20 protein-coding genes are annotated in these 17,534 nt (G+C 63.8%); 13 read left to right on the forward strand and 7 right to left on the reverse strand.

Features of this window, described 5'->3' with window-relative positions:
• The first annotated feature begins 15 nt into the window (after positions 1–15).
• From ruvC to tolB, 9 genes are all read left to right on the forward strand, one after another.
• Positions 16–522 (forward strand): crossover junction endodeoxyribonuclease RuvC, encoded by a 507-nt coding sequence (ruvC, locus tag D9R08_RS03035; protein WP_121896499.1) that lies wholly within the window; start codon positions 16–18, stop codon positions 520–522.
• Positions 519–1,187 (forward strand): Holliday junction branch migration protein RuvA, encoded by a 669-nt coding sequence (gene ruvA, locus D9R08_RS03040; protein ID WP_121896500.1) that lies wholly within the window; start codon positions 519–521, stop codon positions 1,185–1,187. The genes ruvC and ruvA overlap by 4 nt, the downstream gene beginning before the upstream one ends.
• A 60-nt stretch (positions 1,188–1,247) precedes the next feature.
• A complete protein-coding gene (gene ruvB, locus D9R08_RS03045) occupies positions 1,248–2,282 on the forward strand; it encodes a Holliday junction branch migration DNA helicase RuvB (RefSeq protein ID WP_121896821.1) in 1,035 nt (344 codons plus the stop codon).
• A 45-nt stretch (positions 2,283–2,327) separates the two neighbouring features.
• Positions 2,328–2,978 carry a hypothetical protein gene (locus D9R08_RS03050; RefSeq protein WP_121896501.1) on the forward strand — a complete coding sequence of 217 codons (651 nt, stop codon included), beginning with the start codon at positions 2,328–2,330 and terminating at the stop codon, positions 2,976–2,978.
• The gene (gene ybgC, locus D9R08_RS03055; RefSeq protein ID WP_121896502.1) at positions 2,975–3,388 is read left to right on the forward strand and encodes a tol-pal system-associated acyl-CoA thioesterase; all 414 of its coding nucleotides are present in this window, start codon (positions 2,975–2,977) and stop codon (positions 3,386–3,388) included. Before D9R08_RS03050 ends, ybgC begins: the two co-directional genes overlap by 4 nt.
• A 108-nt stretch (positions 3,389–3,496) precedes the next feature.
• Positions 3,497–4,189, forward strand: coding sequence for a protein TolQ (gene tolQ / locus D9R08_RS03060; protein ID WP_121896503.1), 693 nt, complete (start codon positions 3,497–3,499; stop codon positions 4,187–4,189).
• 3 nt (positions 4,190–4,192) lie between these two features.
• Positions 4,193–4,666 (forward strand): ExbD/TolR family protein, encoded by a 474-nt coding sequence (locus tag D9R08_RS03065; protein WP_121896504.1) that lies wholly within the window; start codon positions 4,193–4,195, stop codon positions 4,664–4,666.
• Between the two features lie 7 nt (positions 4,667–4,673).
• Positions 4,674–5,801, forward strand: a complete 1,128-nt coding sequence (locus tag D9R08_RS03070) for an energy transducer TonB (RefSeq protein WP_121896822.1) — start codon at positions 4,674–4,676, stop codon at positions 5,799–5,801.
• The gene (gene tolB / locus D9R08_RS03075) at positions 5,798–7,129 is read left to right on the forward strand and encodes a Tol-Pal system beta propeller repeat protein TolB (RefSeq protein WP_121896505.1); all 1,332 of its coding nucleotides are present in this window, start codon (positions 5,798–5,800) and stop codon (positions 7,127–7,129) included. Before D9R08_RS03070 ends, tolB begins: the two co-directional genes overlap by 4 nt.
• An 82-nt stretch (positions 7,130–7,211) precedes the next feature.
• Here tolB and D9R08_RS03080 read toward each other — a convergent pair whose 3' ends face one another.
• Positions 7,212–8,495, reverse strand: a complete 1,284-nt coding sequence (locus D9R08_RS03080) for an acetylornithine deacetylase/succinyl-diaminopimelate desuccinylase family protein (RefSeq protein ID WP_121896506.1) — start codon at positions 8,493–8,495, stop codon at positions 7,212–7,214.
• A 103-nt stretch (positions 8,496–8,598) separates the two neighbouring features.
• Between D9R08_RS03080 and D9R08_RS03085 the strand changes: the two genes are divergently transcribed.
• The gene (locus D9R08_RS03085) at positions 8,599–8,859 is read left to right on the forward strand and encodes a hypothetical protein (RefSeq protein WP_121896507.1); all 261 of its coding nucleotides are present in this window, start codon (positions 8,599–8,601) and stop codon (positions 8,857–8,859) included.
• A gap of 17 nt (positions 8,860–8,876) precedes the next feature.
• A complete protein-coding gene (locus tag D9R08_RS03090; protein WP_121896508.1) occupies positions 8,877–9,482 on the forward strand; it encodes a DUF1523 family protein in 606 nt (201 codons plus the stop codon).
• A gap of 167 nt (positions 9,483–9,649) precedes the next feature.
• Here the strand turns inward: D9R08_RS03090 and D9R08_RS03095 are convergent, their stop codons facing one another.
• From D9R08_RS03095 to D9R08_RS03110, 4 genes are all read right to left on the reverse strand, one after another.
• A complete protein-coding gene (locus D9R08_RS03095) occupies positions 9,650–12,004 on the reverse strand; it encodes an aldehyde dehydrogenase family protein (protein WP_121896509.1) in 2,355 nt (784 codons plus the stop codon).
• A gap of 1 nt (position 12,005) precedes the next feature.
• Positions 12,006–12,287, reverse strand: a complete 282-nt coding sequence (locus D9R08_RS03100) for a hypothetical protein (protein WP_121896510.1) — start codon at positions 12,285–12,287, stop codon at positions 12,006–12,008.
• A gap of 6 nt (positions 12,288–12,293) precedes the next feature.
• Positions 12,294–13,217, reverse strand: coding sequence for a deoxyribose-phosphate aldolase (gene deoC / locus D9R08_RS03105; RefSeq protein WP_121896511.1), 924 nt, complete (start codon positions 13,215–13,217; stop codon positions 12,294–12,296).
• A 173-nt stretch (positions 13,218–13,390) separates the two neighbouring features.
• Positions 13,391–13,837 (reverse strand): DMT family transporter, encoded by a 447-nt coding sequence (locus tag D9R08_RS03110; RefSeq protein WP_199709217.1) that lies wholly within the window; start codon positions 13,835–13,837, stop codon positions 13,391–13,393.
• Positions 13,838–13,963: 126 nt separating this feature from the next.
• Here D9R08_RS03110 and rpe point away from each other — a divergent pair, with 126 nt between their 5' ends.
• Positions 13,964–14,647 carry a ribulose-phosphate 3-epimerase gene (gene rpe / locus D9R08_RS03115; RefSeq protein ID WP_121896512.1) on the forward strand — a complete coding sequence of 228 codons (684 nt, stop codon included), beginning with the start codon at positions 13,964–13,966 and terminating at the stop codon, positions 14,645–14,647.
• Positions 14,648–14,834: 187 nt separating this feature from the next.
• On the opposite strand, the gene D9R08_RS03120 is transcribed toward rpe, so the two are convergent.
• Positions 14,835–15,170 (reverse strand): DMT family transporter, encoded by a 336-nt coding sequence (locus D9R08_RS03120; RefSeq protein WP_121896513.1) that lies wholly within the window; start codon positions 15,168–15,170, stop codon positions 14,835–14,837.
• Between the two features lie 111 nt (positions 15,171–15,281).
• On the opposite strand from D9R08_RS03120, the gene D9R08_RS03125 reads away from it, so the two are divergent.
• Positions 15,282–16,061 (forward strand): LytTR family DNA-binding domain-containing protein, encoded by a 780-nt coding sequence (locus tag D9R08_RS03125; RefSeq protein ID WP_121896514.1) that lies wholly within the window; start codon positions 15,282–15,284, stop codon positions 16,059–16,061.
• 10 nt (positions 16,062–16,071) lie between these two features.
• Here the strand turns inward: D9R08_RS03125 and ccrA are convergent, their stop codons facing one another.
• Positions 16,072–17,367 (reverse strand): crotonyl-CoA carboxylase/reductase, encoded by a 1,296-nt coding sequence (gene ccrA, locus D9R08_RS03130; protein WP_121896824.1) that lies wholly within the window; start codon positions 17,365–17,367, stop codon positions 16,072–16,074.
• Positions 17,368–17,534: the final 167 nt, after the last annotated feature.

Raw genomic sequence — 17,534 nt, forward strand, 5'->3', positions numbered from 1 at the left:
AGGCGGTAACGGGCGGTGATACGGGTAATCGGAATTGATCCGGGGCTTCGATGTCTTGGATGGGGCGTGATCGGGGTCGATGGCGCGCGACTCAGTCACATCGCAAACGGGCAATGCGTCAGTTCCGGTGACGATCTGGCGGTCCGGCTCCTTTCCCTGCACCAGCAGCTCACCGCGGTTCTCACGGCGCATCGGCCCACTCATGCGGCGGTGGAGCAGACTTTCGTGAACCGCGACGGGGCGGGAACCCTCAAACTGGGTCAGGCCCGTGGCATCGCGATGCTGGTGCCCGCGCAGTTCGGACTGCCGGTTGCCGAATACGCCCCGAATGCCGTGAAGAAGGCGGTCGTCGGCGTGGGCCACGCCGACAAGCGTCAGATCGGGCATATGGTGCGGATGCAATTGCCCGGCGCCGTGCCCGCCGGCGAGGATGCGGCCGATGCTCTGGCCATCGCCATCTGCCACGCTTTTCACGCGCAGACCGCCGGTCGTCTGGCCCGCGCGATCAAGGCCGCGTCATGATCGGGAAGCTGACAGGCCGGGTCGACCACCGTGCGGGCGATCACGTGCTGCTGGATGTGAATGGGGTGGGGTATACCGTTCATTGCTCCGAGCGGACGTTGGCCGCGCTTCCGCCGGCCGGCCAGATGGCGGTACTTTATACCGAATTGCTGGTGCGGGAGGACCTGCTGCAACTGTTCGGCTTTCTCACGCTTTACGAGCGCGAATGGCACCGTCTGCTGATTTCGGTTCAGGGGATCGGCGCCAAGGCCTCGATGGCCATCCTCGGCACGCTTGGGGCCGAAGGCATTGCCCGGGCCATTGCAATTGGGGACTGGGCCGCCGTCAAGGCCGCCCCGGGTGTCGGGCCCAAGATCGCGCAGCGCGTGGTCAACGAACTGAAGGACAAGGCACCTGCCGTCATGGCGCTTGGCGGGACCGTTCATCAAGCGCTTGGCGATGCGCCCGTGGAGGTGATCGACACGACCACACCCGCAGATGCGCCGCGCGCGCCCGTCCACAGCACCGCGTCCGCGCAGGCGGAGGCCCTGTCGGCATTGCAGAACCTGGGCTACGCGCCATCCGAAGCCGCCAGTGCCGTGGCGACCGCTGCGGGCGACGCGGGCGAGACCGATACACCCGCCCTGATCCGCGCGGCCCTGCGGCTTCTGGCCCCGAGGGAATGAGCGGCGATGGGCAAGGCCGCCTCTGGCGGAATATCCGCGCCTCAGCCATAACCGATGCAGATGTCTGAACCCGATCCGACCCTCCGCCCCGACCGCCAACCCGGCGAGGACAGCCCCGACCGGGCGCTGCGCCCAAAGATATTGGCCGAATTCATCGGGCAGCAGGAGGCGCGCGCCAACCTTGCAGTCTTCATCGAAAGCGCGAAGCGCCGGGGGGACGCGATGGACCATGTCCTCTTTCACGGGCCGCCCGGGCTGGGCAAAACCACGCTGGCACAGATCATGGCGCGCGAACTGGGTGTGAATTTCCGCATGACATCCGGCCCGGTTCTGGCGCGCGCCGGGGATCTGGCCGCGATCCTGACAAATCTGGAACCGCGTGACGTGCTGTTCATCGACGAGATCCACCGGCTGAACCCTGCGGTGGAGGAGGTGTTGTATCCCGCGCTTGAGGATTTCGAGCTGGATCTGGTGATCGGCGAGGGCCCTGCCGCACGGACCGTGCGGATCGAGTTGCAGCCCTTCACGCTGGTGGGGGCGACCACGCGGCTTGGCCTGTTGACGACACCGCTGCGCGACCGGTTCGGCATTCCCACCCGGCTGCAATTCTACACCGTGGCTGAGTTGCACGAGATCGTCACCCGGGGCGCGCGCATGCTGGCGATTTCCACCGAAGCTGACGGGGCGCTTGAAATCGCCCGCCGGGCGCGGGGCACACCCCGGATCGCGGGGCGGCTTCTGCGGCGGGTCGTCGATTTTGCGTTGGTCGAAGGGGATGGCACGCTGACGCGGAGCATCGCCGACAGCGCGCTGACCCGGCTGGGGGTCGATCATCTCGGTCTGGACGGGGCCGACCGGCGGTACTTGCGGTTGATGGCGGAGAATTACGCAGGCGGACCCGTGGGGGTCGAAACGCTGTCTGCCGCCCTGTCGGAAAGCCGCGACGCGATCGAGGAGGTGATCGAGCCGTTCCTGCTGCAACAGGGGCTGATTGCCCGGACCCCGCGCGGGCGCATGCTGGCGCATAAAGGCTGGGCGCATCTGGGGCTTGAGGCCCCGAGACGCCCGGATCAGACCGATTTGTTCGAGGGATAGTTCGGATGCATTCGGCGTCGATATCGCGAAAGCAGGGAGACGGACATGTCCGGGGATCCTAGCGCGCCGACCGCCGAAGCGGTCAGGGCGCTTTTCACCCGATCCGACGGGCAATATCTTTTCGCGCGGTGGGGCCGACCTATTGCGCCCGTGGTTTTCGGTGTGGATGACGCGACGGTGGCGGTGTTCAAGGGCGCGATTGAGGCGATCGTGACGCTGGCAAATCATCGGATGGCCGAAACTGACCCGGAGCTGGGCGCCAACCTCATGGTGTTCTTTCTCCGTGAGTGGAGTGAACTGACGGCGACCCCCAATCTGGACCGTCTGATCCCCGATCTGGCCCCGCTGGTCGCGCGGCTTGAGGAGGCCGATGCGAACCAGTACCGCAGTTTTCGCTTCGATGAGGGCGGGGCGATCAAGGCCGCCTTCGTTTTCATCCGGATGGACGACGCGATGCGGGAGGCCGCGGCCGAAACCATTGCCTTGTCGCAGATGGTGCAGACCATCGTTTTGTGGTCGGATACGGCCTTCGTCGGAACGTCGCCTCTTGCGATCCTCCGCCGGGGCGGCCCGGCATTGCTCAAACCCGAGATCGCCGGGGTGATCCGCGCGAGCTATGACCCGGTGATGCCACAGATGTCTACCGATCCCACTCACGCCCTGCGCCTTGCCGCGCGTATCGGAGCCGCCCAATGATCCATCGCTGGCCTATCCGGGTCTATTACGAAGACACCGATCTTGCGGGTTTGGTCTATTACGCCAATTATCTGAAATTCATCGAACGGGCCCGGTCCGAAATGGTGCGCGAGGCGGGGATCGACCAGGCGGAGATGAAGCGTGCGCGCGGCATCGTTTTCGCCGTGCGCCGGGTCGAGGCGGATTACCTTGCCGCCGCGCATTACGACGATGAACTGGTGGTCGAAACCACGCTCGACAGTCTGAGCGGCGCCCGGTTCGACATGCCGCAGACCGTGCGTCGCGGCGATCAACCGATCTTTCAGGCCAAGGTCAGTGTGGTCTGCATCGGACCTGCGGGACGGGCGACGCGTCTCCCGGCGGATATTCGCCAAAAGCTTGAAACAATTTCGATGCTCACGCGGGGGTGACGCACAATCATTGGTGTTCCCCCTTACAAGTTGTTAATGTGAGACCTTAATGAGGCGCAATCGACAACCGCGCCCGAACCGGGCTGGGGCAAGCAGGAAGACCAGGCAATGGAAACCGAGACGCTAAGCATGGCGCAGGAGGCGGATTTTACCCTTCTGGCGCTTTTCTTTCGTGCAACCTTGACCGTCCAACTCGTGATGGTGGCCCTGATGGTGGCCTCTGTCTGGGTGTGGGCGATTACCTTTTCCAAATATGCGCTCTACCGCAAGGCGCGCAGCAACGCCGCGGCCTTTGACGCGGCATTCTGGTCGGGGGAGCCGCTGGACGAGCTTTACGACCAGGTTGCCGACCAGCCGCGCAGCGCGTCTGAACGGGTCTTCGTGGCCGGGATGACGGAATGGCGCCGCTCCCTTCGGGACGATGGTGCGCTGATCCCGGGTGTTCAGCAGCGGGTGGATCGCTCGATGGATGTGGCCATCGCTCGGGAAAATGAACGGCTGACCTCGGGGCTGAACTTTCTGGCCACAACCGGGGCGACGGCACCTTTCGTGGGCCTGTTCGGTACGGTCTGGGGCATCATGCGGTCTTTTCAGGAGATCGCCATTTCGGGCAATACCTCGCTCGCCGTGGTCGCACCGGGCATCGCGGAGGCGCTGCTGGCAACGGGGCTTGGCCTTCTGGCGGCCATCCCGGCGGTCATTTTCTACAACAAGCTTTCGTCCGATGCGGACCGGCTGATCGGCGGCTACGAAGGTTTTGCCGATGAGTTCTCCACGCTTCTTTCACGGCAGTTGGATTGAGCCATGGGCGCGCATGTCGCAACGAAGGGATCGGGCGGGCGCAGGCGGGGCCGCCGGGGTGGCAGTTCGAAGCCGATGTCCGAAATCAACGTCACGCCCTTCGTCGACGTGATGCTGTGCCTGCTGATCATCTTCATGGTCGCGGCCCCCTTGATGACCGTTGGCGTTCCTGTCGAACTGCCCGAAACAGCAGCAGAGGCTCTGCCTGGCGATGAGGAAGAACCGCTGTCGATCACGCTGGCTGCCGATGGGCGTGTGTTGATTCAGACAACCGAGGTGCCACTTGCGGATCTGATTCCGCGCCTGCAGGCGATTGCCGCGGAACGTGACGGCAATCAGGTCTTTCTACGTGCCGACGGGTCGATCCCCTATGAACAGGTGATGCAGGTCATGGGTGCGCTCAATGCCGGAGGTTTCCGCGAGATCGGGCTTGTCACCGATGCCGGTGGCCCCGCACTCGACGGGTCGGGGGGGTGATGTGGCGATGCGCCGGTCCCTCTACGCCTCCGCTGGCATGCATGTCGGCCTTATCGTCTGGGTGGCGATCGGCGGTATCGTGCGGGAAAGCGACCCGGTGGAGTTTCAGGTGACCGGCGTCAGCATCATCAGCACCTCGGAATTCGATGCGATGACACGCCCGCAAACCGCGCCCGCGGCCCCCGTGACTGATACGCCCGCCGCGCCTGAGGTGACGAGCCCGACGCCCGCCCCCCGCCCGCCGGAGGCCGAGGCGCCGGCGCCCGAGGTGGCTCAGCCCGCCGAAACCGCGGCTCCCGAGGCCGAGGCCACCCCGGATGTCGCCGATCTGCAGACGCCCCAGGCGGAAGTGACCGACGACATCGCCGCCCTGCCGAGCCCGCCGCAGGGGGACCCTACCGCCGCGCCCTCCGCCACGCCGACGCCGCAGGAGGCGCCGCGCGTGGCGCCCACGCCCGCGCCCGTGCCGGAGCCGGAGGTCGAAACAGCGCCCGACGTCGTGGAACAGCCGACAACGCCAGAGCCGTCCGAGGCCCCGGTGGAGGAGGTCACGCCAAGCGCGCCCGAGGAGGCGACGACAGAGATCGTGACCGAGGCGGAAGAGCCTTCGGCGGGCAGCATCGCGCCGCAGGCCTCCGTCCGCCCCACGGCGCGGCCCGATCGCCCGGCCCCGGTCGAAACCGCCGCCCCCGCGCCCGCCGAGACGACCCCTCCTGCGTCCGAAGAAGACCCGCTTGCCGCCGCTATCGCCGATGCGGTGGCCGAGGCGGCCAGCGCACCCGCCCCGGCGGGGCCTGCGCAACCCGCCGGCCCGCCGCTGACCGCCGGTCAGCGCGACGGCTTCCGGATCGCGGTGCAGCAATGCTGGAATGTCGGTTCGCTGTCGTCAGACGCGTTGCAGACCACGGTGGTGGTTGGCGTCGACATGGCACGTGATGGTCGCCCGGAGACAGGCTCGATCCGTCTGATCGAGGCGACGGGCGGCACGAACTCGGGCGCCAATCAGGCGTTCGAAGCCGCGCGCCGGGCGATCATCCGCTGCGGGGCGAACGGATTTGATCTGCCGGAGGAAAGCTATGACCACTGGCGGAGCGTAGAAATGGTATTTAATCCTGAAGGAATGAGGTTGCGATGATCCGCTTTCTGATCACCTGTCTGGCCGTAGGTCTGGCACTCGCCACATCCGCCATGGCGCAGAGCAGCCCCGGCCCGCTGCGCATCGAAATCACCGAAGGTGTGATCGAACCGCTGCCCTTCGCGGCCCCGGTGTTCATCGCCGAAAACGCCGCTGCCGCCGACGTGGCACAGGATATCACCCGTGTGATCTCCGCCGATCTGCGGGGCACCGGGCTGTTCCGGGAGATCCCGTCCAGCGCGTATATCTCCACCATCACCAGCTTCGACAGCCCGGTTCAGTATGCGGACTGGAAGGCGATCAATGCGCAGGCGCTGATCACCGGATCGGTCGAACAGACCGCCAATGGGCAACTTGTTGTGCGGTTCCGGCTGTTCGACGTGTTCGCCGACCAGCAACTGGGCGAGGGGCTGCAATTCGTGGGGTCCCCGGACAGCTGGCGGCGGATGGCCCATAACGTTGCCGATCAGGTCTATGAACGGATCACCGGCGAGGGTGGGTATTTCGACACCCGCGTTGCCTTCATTTCCGAAACTGGCCCCAAGAACGCCCGTCTGAAGCGGCTCGCGATCATGGATTACGATGGCGCGAATGTGCAGTATTTGACCGACAGCCGGAACATCGTCTTGGCCCCGCGCTTTTCGCCCAATGGCGACCGGGTGATCTTCACCAGCTACGAAAGCGGCTTTCCGCGCGTCTACCTGCTTGATGTGGCCACGGTGCAGCGCCGCCAGCTGGAAGGGCTGCCGGATACCATGTCTTTTGCCCCGCGCTTTTCGCCGGATGGCAACAGGATCGTCTATTCCGAAGAATCGGGTGGCAACACCGACATCTATCTCTACGATCTCAACTCCGGCCAGCGGACGCGGCTGACCGAGGCGCCGTCGATCGAGACCGCGCCCAGCTTTTCCCCCGATGGCAGCCAGATCGTGTTCGAAAGCGACCGCTCGGGCCGCCAGCAGATCTATGTGATGCCCGCCAGCGGTGGCGAGGCGCGCCGGATCAGCCAGGGCCAGGTCGGGCGCTATGGTACGCCAGTCTGGTCCCCGCGCGGGGATCTGATCGCGTTCACCTTCCAGAACGCGGGCCGGTTTCATATCGGTGTGATGCGCACCGACGGCTCCGAGGAACGGTTGCTGACCGCCTCTTTCCTCGACGAGGGCCCGACCTGGGCCCCGAATGGCCGGGTGATCATGTTCACTCGCGAAACGGCCGGCGCGGATGGGGCGCCCGCGCTTTACTCCGTGGATATCTCGGGGCGCAACCTCCAGAGAGTGGCGACGCCGGGCATGGCCTCCGATCCGGCATGGTCACCTCTTTTGCCCTAGCCGGCATGACCTTCCGCGGCATCTTGCCCAACTTGCTCTGCGGCAGTGACGAGGGGGCATGCATTCCTGTTGAGTGGGCACCCTAACCGTTGCCCAGCAGTTCCAACAGCGTCAGCGCCATGACCTTGGCGCTGTCTGCCATATCGTCGACGCCGACCCATTCATCGGGTTGGTGAGCCAGATCGAGAATACCGGGCCCATATGCGATACAGTTCTTCAGCCGACCGATCCGGTCGATATGTTTCTGGTCATACGTCCCGGGGGAAACCACGAACTCCGCCTGTTTCGACAGCACCTTTTCGATGGCGGCCTGCACGGTTCTGACCACCGGCGCATCTTCGTCCGTCATCGTCGGCTGAACCTCGAACAGGTCACGGATCTCGTAGCTGAATTTCGGGCGTTCCGTCTTTATCTTCTCCAGCATTGCGGTGATTTCGGCTCTCACCTCCGAGATATCCTCTTCTATGAGGAAGCGGCGATCTATGGTGATCCGGCACCGATCCGGCACGCAGGGAGAAGGGAAGCCGGTATAGCCGTCTTCCTGCACCGGTTCGCCGCCATGGATCGCATTGATGTTGAGCGTGGACTGTCGGGCCCCGTCCGGCACTACCGGCATCGCCGTGCGCTTGCTGGCCAGAAGCGGGAACAGATGCCGCTCCATCTCCTCCAGAACCGCGCCCATGTGGCGAACCGCGCAGTCACCCAGAAACGGCATCGAGCCATGGGCAATCCGGCCATGGGTTTCGATCTCCGCCCACCAGACGCCCCGATGGCCGAGACAGATCCGATCCTTGTTGAGCGGCTCGGGTATAATCACATGCTGCACCCGTGAGGGGTCGAAATATCCCTGTTCGGCCAGATAGGCGACACCGCCGAAGCCGCCCGATTCCTCATCCGCCGTCGCGCTGATCTCGATGGCTCCGCGATAGTCCGGACAGGCTGAGATGAAAGCCTCCGCAGCGACGATCGAGGTGGCGAGCCCGCCTTTCATGTCGCACGCGCCGCGGCCGTAGATCCGGCCATTCTTCATCTGGCCGCCAAAGGGTTCCATCGTCCAGCCATGGCCGATCTCGACCACATCATGGTGAGAGTTGAAATGAACGCAGTCACCGGGTGTTCGTCCCTCATGGCGGGCGACGAGATTCCAGCGGGGATGGGTTTCACTATCCGCCGGCGCGCCGACGGCGCGGATCAGTTCGACGGCAAAGCCGGAACGGCTCAACCGCGCGGAGAGATAGTCGCAAATCTCCCGGTAGTTGCGACCGGGCGGGTTCAGCGTGGGAATGCGGATCAGATCCTGGGTCAGCGCGATCAGATCGTCACGGCGGGCGGCGATTTCGTCGAAAAGGCGGGTGCTGTCGGTCATTTTTGCAACTTGCGCTCATGAGACTTGCGCCGCAAGCCCTGCCAAAGCCCTTTCGGGCCCCCATATAAGGGGTTATGAAAACGCGCGAGACCGGGAGTGCCGCATGCTGAATATCGGCCGGATGGCGATCATCCTTATTGTTGTGCTGACATTGGTGTATGTCTGCGTGTTCCTCTACTGGCGTTCGGGTGTGCGGGAACGGCTTGAGGAAGACTGGGTAATGGAAGGCCGGCCGGGAGATCGGGATACATGGGTCGACGAGCGCGTGGCCCCCAAGGCGCGACGGATCAGCAGGTGGCTGATCCTCTTCGTCTACGTGCTGCCGATCACCGCGCTGAGCGTGTTTGTGTACGTTACCAATTGAACAAGGGGCACTGAGCCATGCGCTGGCCGCGAATAATCTTTCTGCTGATTTTGGCGCTGATCATCGGCGGCTTCATGCATTACACGCTACCGGGCCGTGACATCGCGCGGATCACCGACACGGAGATCATCCGGCAGGATTTTTCGGGCTGGAACAGGATTTTCTACGCCCAACCGGACAGCGGCAACGCCGATAGCGGCAATCGCGACCTGAGGCTGATCAATACGATCCGGGAAGACGGGTCGGTCATGGTCTATCGCAACGAGGATACCGGATTTGGCTGGCCGCCATATTTCAAGCTGGACAGTGCCGACCTGCAGGCCGAGGCCAGCAATCTGAGTTCGACGGCGGCCGCCCCGCAATGGGTCGCCATCACCCATTACGGCTGGCGGTCGAGATTTCTGTCCACCTATCCGAATGCCGTCGCGCTGCGACCGGTGGACGGCCCCGATGTCAGCCTGTTCCCGTGGCTCAATGTCATCATCCTGGCGCTGCTGGCGCTGATCCTGTTCTTCATCTGGCGCATGTGGGAACGATTCGAGGACCGGGTGATCGAACCGACGGTGGATCGAACCGCCGTGCGCTGGGCAAAGCTGCGAGACTGGATGGCCGGGCGCCGATGACGCGGGCGGCAGCACGACAGCAAACCGTTCCTTGCCGCCTCTGGCGCTTGTCAGCCGGGTCTGCCCGGAATGGACGGCGGGGGCAGGATTTCCATCGGTCGCTGCGTCACGGATAGCCCGGCCGGAGGTGCCCTTCCCCGGTAGGGCTTTTCCGTCGCTCCGGTATCTTACTCGCCGTAGGGCACCCAGATCGTCTTGATCTCTGTGGCGGCCTGCAGAAAGCGCCTGCCTTCGCCCGATTTGCCCATCCAGTCGATCCCATGCCCGTCATGTACCCAGCTTCTTTTGAGATTGGAGGCGGAGGCTCTTTCGACGGCCTCCGCACTGACATGGGGTGTGAAGGCCCAGATCGCGTCCACATCCATGTGACTGGCAAGCGGTTCGGCGAGATCGGCGGGATCGCCGGTTACGATATTGACCACACCGCCGGGTAGATCCGACGTGTCGAGCACCTGGTAGAGATCGGTGGCGGCAAGCGGCGCCGCATAGCTTGGCACCAGGACGATCCGATTGCCCATGGCGATGGCGGGCGCGATAACGGAAAGCGCTCCCAGAAGCGGCGCATCGTCGGGAGCCAGAGCGCCGATCACACCGACCGGTTCGGTCATCGCAAGCGCGATACCCCGGATCGGGACGGATTTCGCAGTGCCGTCGAACTTGTCGGCCCACGCAGCGTAGGTAAAGAGGCGGTCGATGGCCACATCCACCTCTGCCTCGGCGGTTTTGGCATTAACGCCGGTCAGATCGCGGATGCGGGCCGCGAACTCTGCTGACCGTGCGGACAGGTTCTCGCCGATATAATAGAGGATCTGCGCGCGAAGATGGCCCGTGGTTCGGGCCCATGCCGCCGCGCCGCGGGCGGCCTCCACCGCGTTGCGGATATCCTTGCGATTGCCCAGCCCCATATGACCAAGAAGCCTGCCCTTGGCGGACCAGACCGGTTGCGAGTATCCGCCATCGGGCCGGGCCTGTTTGCCGCCGACATACATCTTGGCGGTGCGGTCGAGACCGGGGGCATCGGGCCTGTCGGGAGCCGGAACGGGATCGGCCGGCTTCAACGGCTTCGTTTTCAGGGCGGGTTCGAGATAGGCCAGCAGCCCCTCCCATCCGCCTTCGCGGCCAAAGCCGCTTTCGCGCACACCGCCGAAAGGCGCCGCCGCGTCGAAGAGGTTGGTGGCATTCACCCAGACCACTCCGGCGGCCAGTTTCGGCGCCACGTCAAGCGCGAGGTTCAGGTTTTCGGTCCAGACCGTGGCGGCCAGCCCGTAACGGGTGTTGTTGGCAATCTCCACGGCTTCCGAAGGCGTGCGGAAGGTGGTGGAGACTAGCACGGGGCCAAAGATTTCCTCCTGCATCAGCGGGGCGGCGGGCGACAGGCCGGTGATCAGCGTCGGCGGGTAGAAACATCCCTGTTCAGGCACCGGTGTGGCCGCGCGGTAGGTCTCGCCCTCGGTGTTGCGGTCGACCAGCCGGGTGATCGTGGCGTGCTGGACCGGGTCCACGACCGCGCCCACATCGATGGATTTGTCCAGCGGATCGCCAAGGCGCAGCTTATCCATTCTTGCCTTGAGCCGTGCATGAAAATCCGCGGCAATGCCTTCTTGCACAAGAAGTCGGGACCCTGCGCAGCAGACCTGGCCTTGGTTGAACCAGATGGCATCCACCAGCCCCTCGATGGCGCTGTCGATATCGGCATCGTCGAAAACAATGTAGGGGGATTTCCCGCCCAGTTCGAGCGTCAGGGATTTTCCGGACCCCGCCGTGGCCTGCCTGATCCGGCGGCCAACCTCGGTGGATCCGGTGAAGGCGACCTTGTTCACATCCGGGTGCGTGGTCAGCGCCTCGCCGGTTCGCCCGTCGCCGGTCACGATGTTGACCACGCCTTTGGGCAGGCCGGCCTCCCGGCAGATATCGGCAAACAGCAACGCGGTGAGAGAGGTGTATTCAGCCGGTTTGAGAACGACCGTATTGCCGGCGGCCAGCGCCGGCGCGATCTTCCAAGAAAGCATCAGCAGCGGGAAGTTCCATGGGATGACCTGCCCGCAGACCCCAAGCGGGGCGTGGCCGGGCATTTCGTCGTCCAGCAGCTGGGCAAGACCCGCGTGGTAGTAGAAATGCCGCTGGGCCAGCGGCACGTCGATGTCGCGTGCCTCGCGGATCGGCTTACCGTTGTCGAGGGACTCGAGCACGGCGAAAAGGCGCGCATGTTTTTGCAGAAGGCGCGCCAGTGCATAGAGGTGGCGGGCGCGCTGGTGGCCGCTGAGTTTCGACCACCCGGGAAAGGCACGCCGTGCGGCGGTAACGGCTTTGTCCACCTGCTCGGCGGAGCTTTGGGTGATCCGGGCCAGTTCGGCGCCCGTGGCCGGGTTTCTGGTTGCGAATGTCTCGCCCGGTTTCGCGAAGGCGCCATCGATGAACGCCCCGAAGGCAGGGCCCTTTGCAGCAATCCAGGCCAAAGCCTCGGCGCTGCTTTCAGGAGCAGGGCCATAGTCCATCGTCTCGAAGATTTCGCGGGTGGTCATGTCAGGGCCCCATGAAGAGGAAGATAAAAAGGACGGCGATCAGGATGACGATTGCGGCTGTTTTTCGGATGCGCGCGCGCTGCGCAAGGACGGCATGGGCGCGGATGTCATCGGCATACTCCTCCGGCGGGCGCCCGAAGGTGTAGGTCTCGTTGAAGCGTTTCAGTTGCGCATCGGTCAGGGACGCGGCGGAGGTTTTTTCCTTGCGATACTCCGAAAACCCCATCCAGATCACGTAGAGTGTCAGCAGGATCAGGATGACCGTGTTGAAGCTGAACATCATGGCGGGTCAGGCCATCGGATGCCGGTAGGACGCGGAATAGGCGCCGGTTGCGTGGTGTTCCAGCTGCCGTTCGATATCGCCCAGAAGGCTGCTTGCGCCGAAGCGGAAGAGGTCGGGCTGAAGCCAGCGGTTGCCCAGTTCCTCTTTCATCAGCGCCATGTAGACAAGCGCGTCCTTGGCCTTGGAAATCCCGCCCGCCGGTTTGTAGCCCACCTTGATGCCGGTCGCGGCCTCATAGGCGCGGATCGCGCGGACCATGGTGAGAGAGACGGGCAGGGTTGCGTTGACGCTTTCCTTGCCGGTGGAGGTCTTGATGAAATCGGCCCCTGCCATCATGCAGACGAGCGAGGCGCGGGCGACATTGCGCAGCGTGCCAAGCTCTCCGGTGGCAAGGATCGCCTTGACATGCGCTTCGCCGCAGGCGGCGCGGAACTCCTTCATCTCGTCATAGAGCGCCTGCCAGTTGCCGGTCAGGACATGGCGGCGGGAGATGACAATGTCGATCTCGGCCGCACCTGCCTTCACGCTTTCCGTGATCTCGGCCACCCGCAGATGGAAGGGCGACAGACCGGCGGGGAAGCCCGTGGATACGGCGGCGACCGGAATGCCCGAGCCCCGCAGCGCTTCGACGGCGGTTTCGACCATGTCGTGATAGACGCAGACGGCCCCGGTGGTGATCGGCGGCAGACCAAGTGTGTCGAGCAGATCGGCCCGGACCGGTTGGCGGGCCTTGGCGCAAAGGCGCCTGACCCGGCCTGGCGTGTCGTCTCCGGCAAGTGTGGTAAGATCGATCAGGGTGATGGCCCGGGCCAGCCACGCGGCCTGATATGTCTTCTTGACCGTCCGGCGGCCCGGCAGGCTGGCCGCCCGGCGTTCAATGGCGGAGGTGTTGGCCTGCACCCGCGCGACCCAATCCAGATCAAGCGGCATGCCGGCGTTGCGCGGCTCATGGACCTGCGGCAGTTGTGGGTCGGTCAAGGTGCTGGCGGTTTGGGTCGGAGCGTGTGTCACGAGAGTAAACTGAGCCAATGTGGACGGTTCGCTCAGCGTCTCATGTCGGCGCGGCAAAGACAAGCTTGACCATTTGGTCAAAAACTTGCGTGTCACAGCCGGGAAAGGATCAGCCCGACCGCCACGAAGGCGACGGCGAGGATGCGGGTCCAGCTGATTTCGCGCACTTGAAGGCCAAAGGCGCCGACGGTATCCAGAATGAGCGCTGCGGTCAGTTGCCCGAAGATCAGGGCCGCCACCATGGTGACGACGCCAAGCGTCGACACGCTCCAGACCGCGGCCCAGACATAGATCGCGCCAAGGGCCCCGCCTGTCCAGGCCCACCAGGGCGTATTGGCCATCGCGTCAAGCCCAGGCATCGTGCCCCGCGCCACAACGATGGAGCCAAGCACCAGAAACCCCACAAGAAACGAGATCGCCGCGGCAGCCACCGGATCGCCCACATGTCCGGCAAGCCGGCTGTTGATCGGGGCCTGAACGGCAATTGCGACGCCGCCCAATGCGATGGCGGCAAGGGCCATCCAAGGTGCCAGATTCATCATGGGTCCCCGCGTGTTGTGCGGTGTCACCGTGGCCGCTGCGCAGCGTTTGGGCAAGGGGCGCGTGACAGCCCCGCCGCGCCACGTTAACAGGAAGGCGCTGCCAGAGATAAGGACTCGCCGCCCATGCCCTTCGACCGTTCGATCAAAATCGCACCGTCCATCCTGTCCGCGGATTTCGCCAATCTGGGTGCAGAGATCCGCGCGGTGGAGGCCGAAGGTGCGGATTGGATCCACGTGGACCCGATGGATGGGCATTTCGTTCCGAATCTGACCATCGGGCCGAATGTCGTAGCCGCGATCCGGCCCCATGTGACGACATTCATGGATGTGCATCTGATGATTGCTCCGGCTGATCCCTATATCGAGGCCTTCGCGAAGGCGGGTTCGGATATGATCACCGTGCATGCGGAGGCCGGGCCGCATCTGCACCGCACACTGCAGAGTATTCGCGGCCACGGGGCAAAGGCCGGCGTGGCGCTGAACATGACCACGCCGCTGAGCCATATCGCCCATATCCTCGATGCCATCGACCTGATCCTGGTGATGACGATCAACCCCGGGTTCGGAGGGCAGAAGTTCACCCGTTCGATGGTGGAAAAGGTCGCCGAGGCGCGTGCCATGGTGGGCGACAGACCGATCCATATCGAAGTGGATGGCGGGATCGATCCCGCCACCGCGCCCCTTGTCGCCGGTGCGGGGGCGGATGTGCTGGTGGCGGGATCTGCCGTGTTCAAGGGCGGTTCGGTCGAGCGGCCGCAGGTCTATGGCGAGAACATCCGCGCGATCCGCGCCGCGGCGGAAGATTGAGGACGGTTGGCAAGCGGGATTTTGACCGGGAAGCCAGGCTCATAAAACCATCCAGACCACTGTTTTGAAGATACTGTTCCTAGATTTTTCGAGGCTGAATATGCCTCCACCCCGGCGCGACGTCTCACCGCTTCAACAATCAGACGCCGGGCAGCCCATTCGAGGGAGGGAGCCGATTTGAGGCAGGTCAGTGCAGGGTCATATCTGACAGAGCATTGATGACCACGATGCCCGCGCCGATAAGGGCCAGACCGACGATGGCCGGCCCATCGAGCTTTTGGCCGAAGACCAGAACGCCAGCCCCGGCCACGAAGATGATACCAAGCCCCGAGGCAAGCGCGTAGGTGATCCCGAGCGGCATGTATTTCAGTGCCAAGGTCAAGAAATAGAAAGAACCGCCCAGACCAGCGATCACGATCAAAGACGGCCAAAGCCGCGTGAACTGCGCACTGGCATTGAGGGCAGAATACCCGATGGCCTCTGCCAGAACGGATGCGATCAAATAGAAATAATGAGTGGGCATGGTTAGCTCCGTTGACGGGAAGGACAGGGCGCGCCCCGGAACTGTTGTGGGCGGCACGGCGTCGGGCTACACCCCTGGTGCCCGGTGAAAAACAGGATTGGCGCGAACGTCATGGGAAATGTCGTCAACGACACCATTCTGACGGAGACGCTGGCCGAAGCGCGGAGTCTTGCAAATTCGGGTGGGCTTTGGGCCGGCTTGTTGGGCACGGGTCTGCTTCTGGGGCTGACCGGACCATTCGGGACATTCGATGATCTTTCGTTACCCCTTCGGGTGGCCTATTGGGTGACGCTTTCCGTCCCGATCTACTGGGTGGGATTTTTTACAACCTTTGTCATCGCCTGTTGGTGTGAAGCATGGAACATCGGTCCGCGAAGTTCTGTTTTCATCGGAAGTCTGGTTGCCAGCTTGCCGATAACGCTGATGATCGCACTTGCGCATGGTTTTACGTTTGGTGCCCAGCCGCTGCCCGAGATGTTGCGCCTTTTGCCTTACGTCTCGGTGATCTCGGTGAGCGTATCCTTTCTGACCGAGGCGCTGGCTATGCCTGGCAATGTGCAGCCCGCGAAGCAGGCTCTGGCCAAGGAGCCGGCGTGGTTGGAGCAACTGCCTGCCGAATTGGGCCGAGAGTTGATCCTTCTTCAGGCTCAGGATCACTATCTGCGGGCCGAAACGCCGAAGGGAGAGGCATTGATACGCGCGCGCCTGCAGGAGGCGACCGAGGCGCTTGGATCCTACGGTGTACGGCTGCACCGATCATGGTGGGCGGCACGCCATGCCATAACCGGGCTGGCGTATCGGAACGGCGTGCCGGTAGTCATTTTGCGCGATGGCCGGGTGCTGCCGGTTGGGCGCACCTATCGCCGCGCCGTCCGCACGGCGCTGCGATAGGTGTCCGACATCAGCTCGGGGTGGGGCCGGCCTCCAGCACGTCCTCCAGCGTCCGAAGACCCGTGCGCGGCGCCTGAACAAGCACCGACATATTGCCGGGTTTGTGCTCATTCCGCAGCATCTTGGTGTGTGCGTCGGGCAGTTCGGCCCAAGGGAAGACTTCGGACATGCAGGGGTCAAGCCGGCGCTCGACCATCAGATTGTTGGCCGATGCGGCCTGTTTCAGATGGGCGAAATGACTGCCCTGGAGGCGCTTTTGATGCATCCACATGTACCGCACATCGAAGGTGCAGTTGAAGCCGGTGGTGCCCGCGCAGATCACCACCATGCCGCCCTTCTTGCAGACCAGCGTGGAGACCGGGAAGGTCGCCTCGCCGGGATGCTCGAACACCATGTCCACGTTCACACCCTTGCCGGTGATGTCCCAGATCGCCTTGCCGAACTTGCGCGCCTCGCTGAACCACTCCTTGTATTCCGGGGTTCCGACGGTGGGCAGTTGGCCCCAGCAATTGAAATCCTTGCGGTTGATGACACCCTTCGCGCCAAGCCCGAGAACGTAATCGCGCTTGTCCTCGTCAGAGATGACGGCGATCGCATTGGCGCCTGCCGTCGTGGCAAGCTGGATCGCATAGACGCCCAGCCCGCCGGAAGCGCCCCAGACCAGGACGTTCTGTCCCGGCTTCAACTCGTGCGGGTGATGGCCGAAAAGCATGCGGTACGCGGTGGCCAGCGTCAGCGTGTAGCAGGCGCTTTCTTCCCAGGTCAGATGCTTGGGCCGCGGCATGAGCTGCTGCGCCTGAACGCGGGTGAATTGCGAGAACGCGCCATCGGGGGTCTCATAGCCCCAGATCCGCTGCGTGGGGGAGAACATCGGGTCGCCGCCGTTGCACTCCTCGTCATTGCCATCGTCCTGGTTGCAATGCACCACGACCTCATCGCCGATCTTCCAGTTCTTCACCTTGTCGCCCACGGCCCAGACGATGCCTGCGGCGTCGGAACCCGCGATATGATAGGGTTGATCATGGCCATCGAAAGGGCTGATCGGCTGGCCAAGCGCGGCCCAGACCCCGTTGTAGTTGACCCCTGCGGCCATCACGAGAACGAGCACCTCGTTCGAATCGATCTGGTGGGTATCCACCACTTCCAGCTCAAACGCCGTATCCGGGTTTCCGTGACGCTCCCGGCGGATCGCCCAGGCATGCATTTTGGCGGGAACATGGCCCATGGGGGGCATTTCGCCCATCTCGTAGAGGTCCGTCACCGGCGCCTCGTAGGGGGCGGCGGGGGATTGGGTGTCCAGGGCCATCGTGCTCTCCGTCATGCTCAGTCCTTTGCGGGCAATGCCGCGCTGCGGAATCAATTGCTGCTCATGCGAGATTTATTTGGCGATGCGCAAGAAAGCAACACGAAAGTATGATATTTCGTAATTTTATGTCGCATGTGTTGAGGCCGCCGGGGCGTGACGTTCCTGAA

Source organism: Rhodophyticola porphyridii (assembly GCF_003688285.1).
Lineage (GTDB): Bacteria > Pseudomonadota > Alphaproteobacteria > Rhodobacterales > Rhodobacteraceae > Rhodophyticola > Rhodophyticola porphyridii.

Bases quoted from the DNA above. Each gene is read 5' to 3' on its own strand.
- D9R08_RS03120 (WP_121896513.1), bottom strand. From the start codon at position 15,170: ATGCCCACTCATTATTTCTATTTGATCGCATCCGTTCTGGCAGAGGCC.
- D9R08_RS03050 (WP_121896501.1), top strand. From the start codon at position 2,328: ATGTCCGGGGATCCTAGCGCGCCGACCGCCGAAGCGGTCAGGGCGCTT.
- ybgC (WP_121896502.1), top strand. From the start codon at position 2,975: ATGATCCATCGCTGGCCTATCCGGGTCTATTACGAAGACACCGATCTT.
- D9R08_RS03085 (WP_121896507.1), top strand. From the start codon at position 8,599: ATGCTGAATATCGGCCGGATGGCGATCATCCTTATTGTTGTGCTGACA.
- rpe (WP_121896512.1), top strand. From the start codon at position 13,964: ATGCCCTTCGACCGTTCGATCAAAATCGCACCGTCCATCCTGTCCGCG.
- D9R08_RS03125 (WP_121896514.1), top strand. From the start codon at position 15,282: ATGGGAAATGTCGTCAACGACACCATTCTGACGGAGACGCTGGCCGAA.
- ruvA (WP_121896500.1), top strand. From the start codon at position 519: ATGATCGGGAAGCTGACAGGCCGGGTCGACCACCGTGCGGGCGATCAC.
- deoC (WP_121896511.1), bottom strand. From the start codon at position 13,217: ATGCCGCTTGATCTGGATTGGGTCGCGCGGGTGCAGGCCAACACCTCC.
- D9R08_RS03095 (WP_121896509.1), bottom strand. From the start codon at position 12,004: ATGACCACCCGCGAAATCTTCGAGACGATGGACTATGGCCCTGCTCCT.
- D9R08_RS03070 (WP_121896822.1), top strand. From the start codon at position 4,674: ATGCGCCGGTCCCTCTACGCCTCCGCTGGCATGCATGTCGGCCTTATC.
- tolQ (WP_121896503.1), top strand. From the start codon at position 3,497: ATGGAAACCGAGACGCTAAGCATGGCGCAGGAGGCGGATTTTACCCTT.
- D9R08_RS03065 (WP_121896504.1), top strand. From the start codon at position 4,193: ATGGGCGCGCATGTCGCAACGAAGGGATCGGGCGGGCGCAGGCGGGGC.
- D9R08_RS03100 (WP_121896510.1), bottom strand. From the start codon at position 12,287: ATGATGTTCAGCTTCAACACGGTCATCCTGATCCTGCTGACACTCTAC.
- D9R08_RS03110 (WP_199709217.1), bottom strand. From the start codon at position 13,837: ATGAATCTGGCACCTTGGATGGCCCTTGCCGCCATCGCATTGGGCGGC.
- ccrA (WP_121896824.1), bottom strand. From the start codon at position 17,367: ATGGCCCTGGACACCCAATCCCCCGCCGCCCCCTACGAGGCGCCGGTG.
- D9R08_RS03090 (WP_121896508.1), top strand. From the start codon at position 8,877: ATGCGCTGGCCGCGAATAATCTTTCTGCTGATTTTGGCGCTGATCATC.
- tolB (WP_121896505.1), top strand. From the start codon at position 5,798: ATGATCCGCTTTCTGATCACCTGTCTGGCCGTAGGTCTGGCACTCGCC.
- D9R08_RS03080 (WP_121896506.1), bottom strand. From the start codon at position 8,495: ATGACCGACAGCACCCGCCTTTTCGACGAAATCGCCGCCCGCCGTGAC.
- ruvB (WP_121896821.1), top strand. From the start codon at position 1,248: ATGTCTGAACCCGATCCGACCCTCCGCCCCGACCGCCAACCCGGCGAG.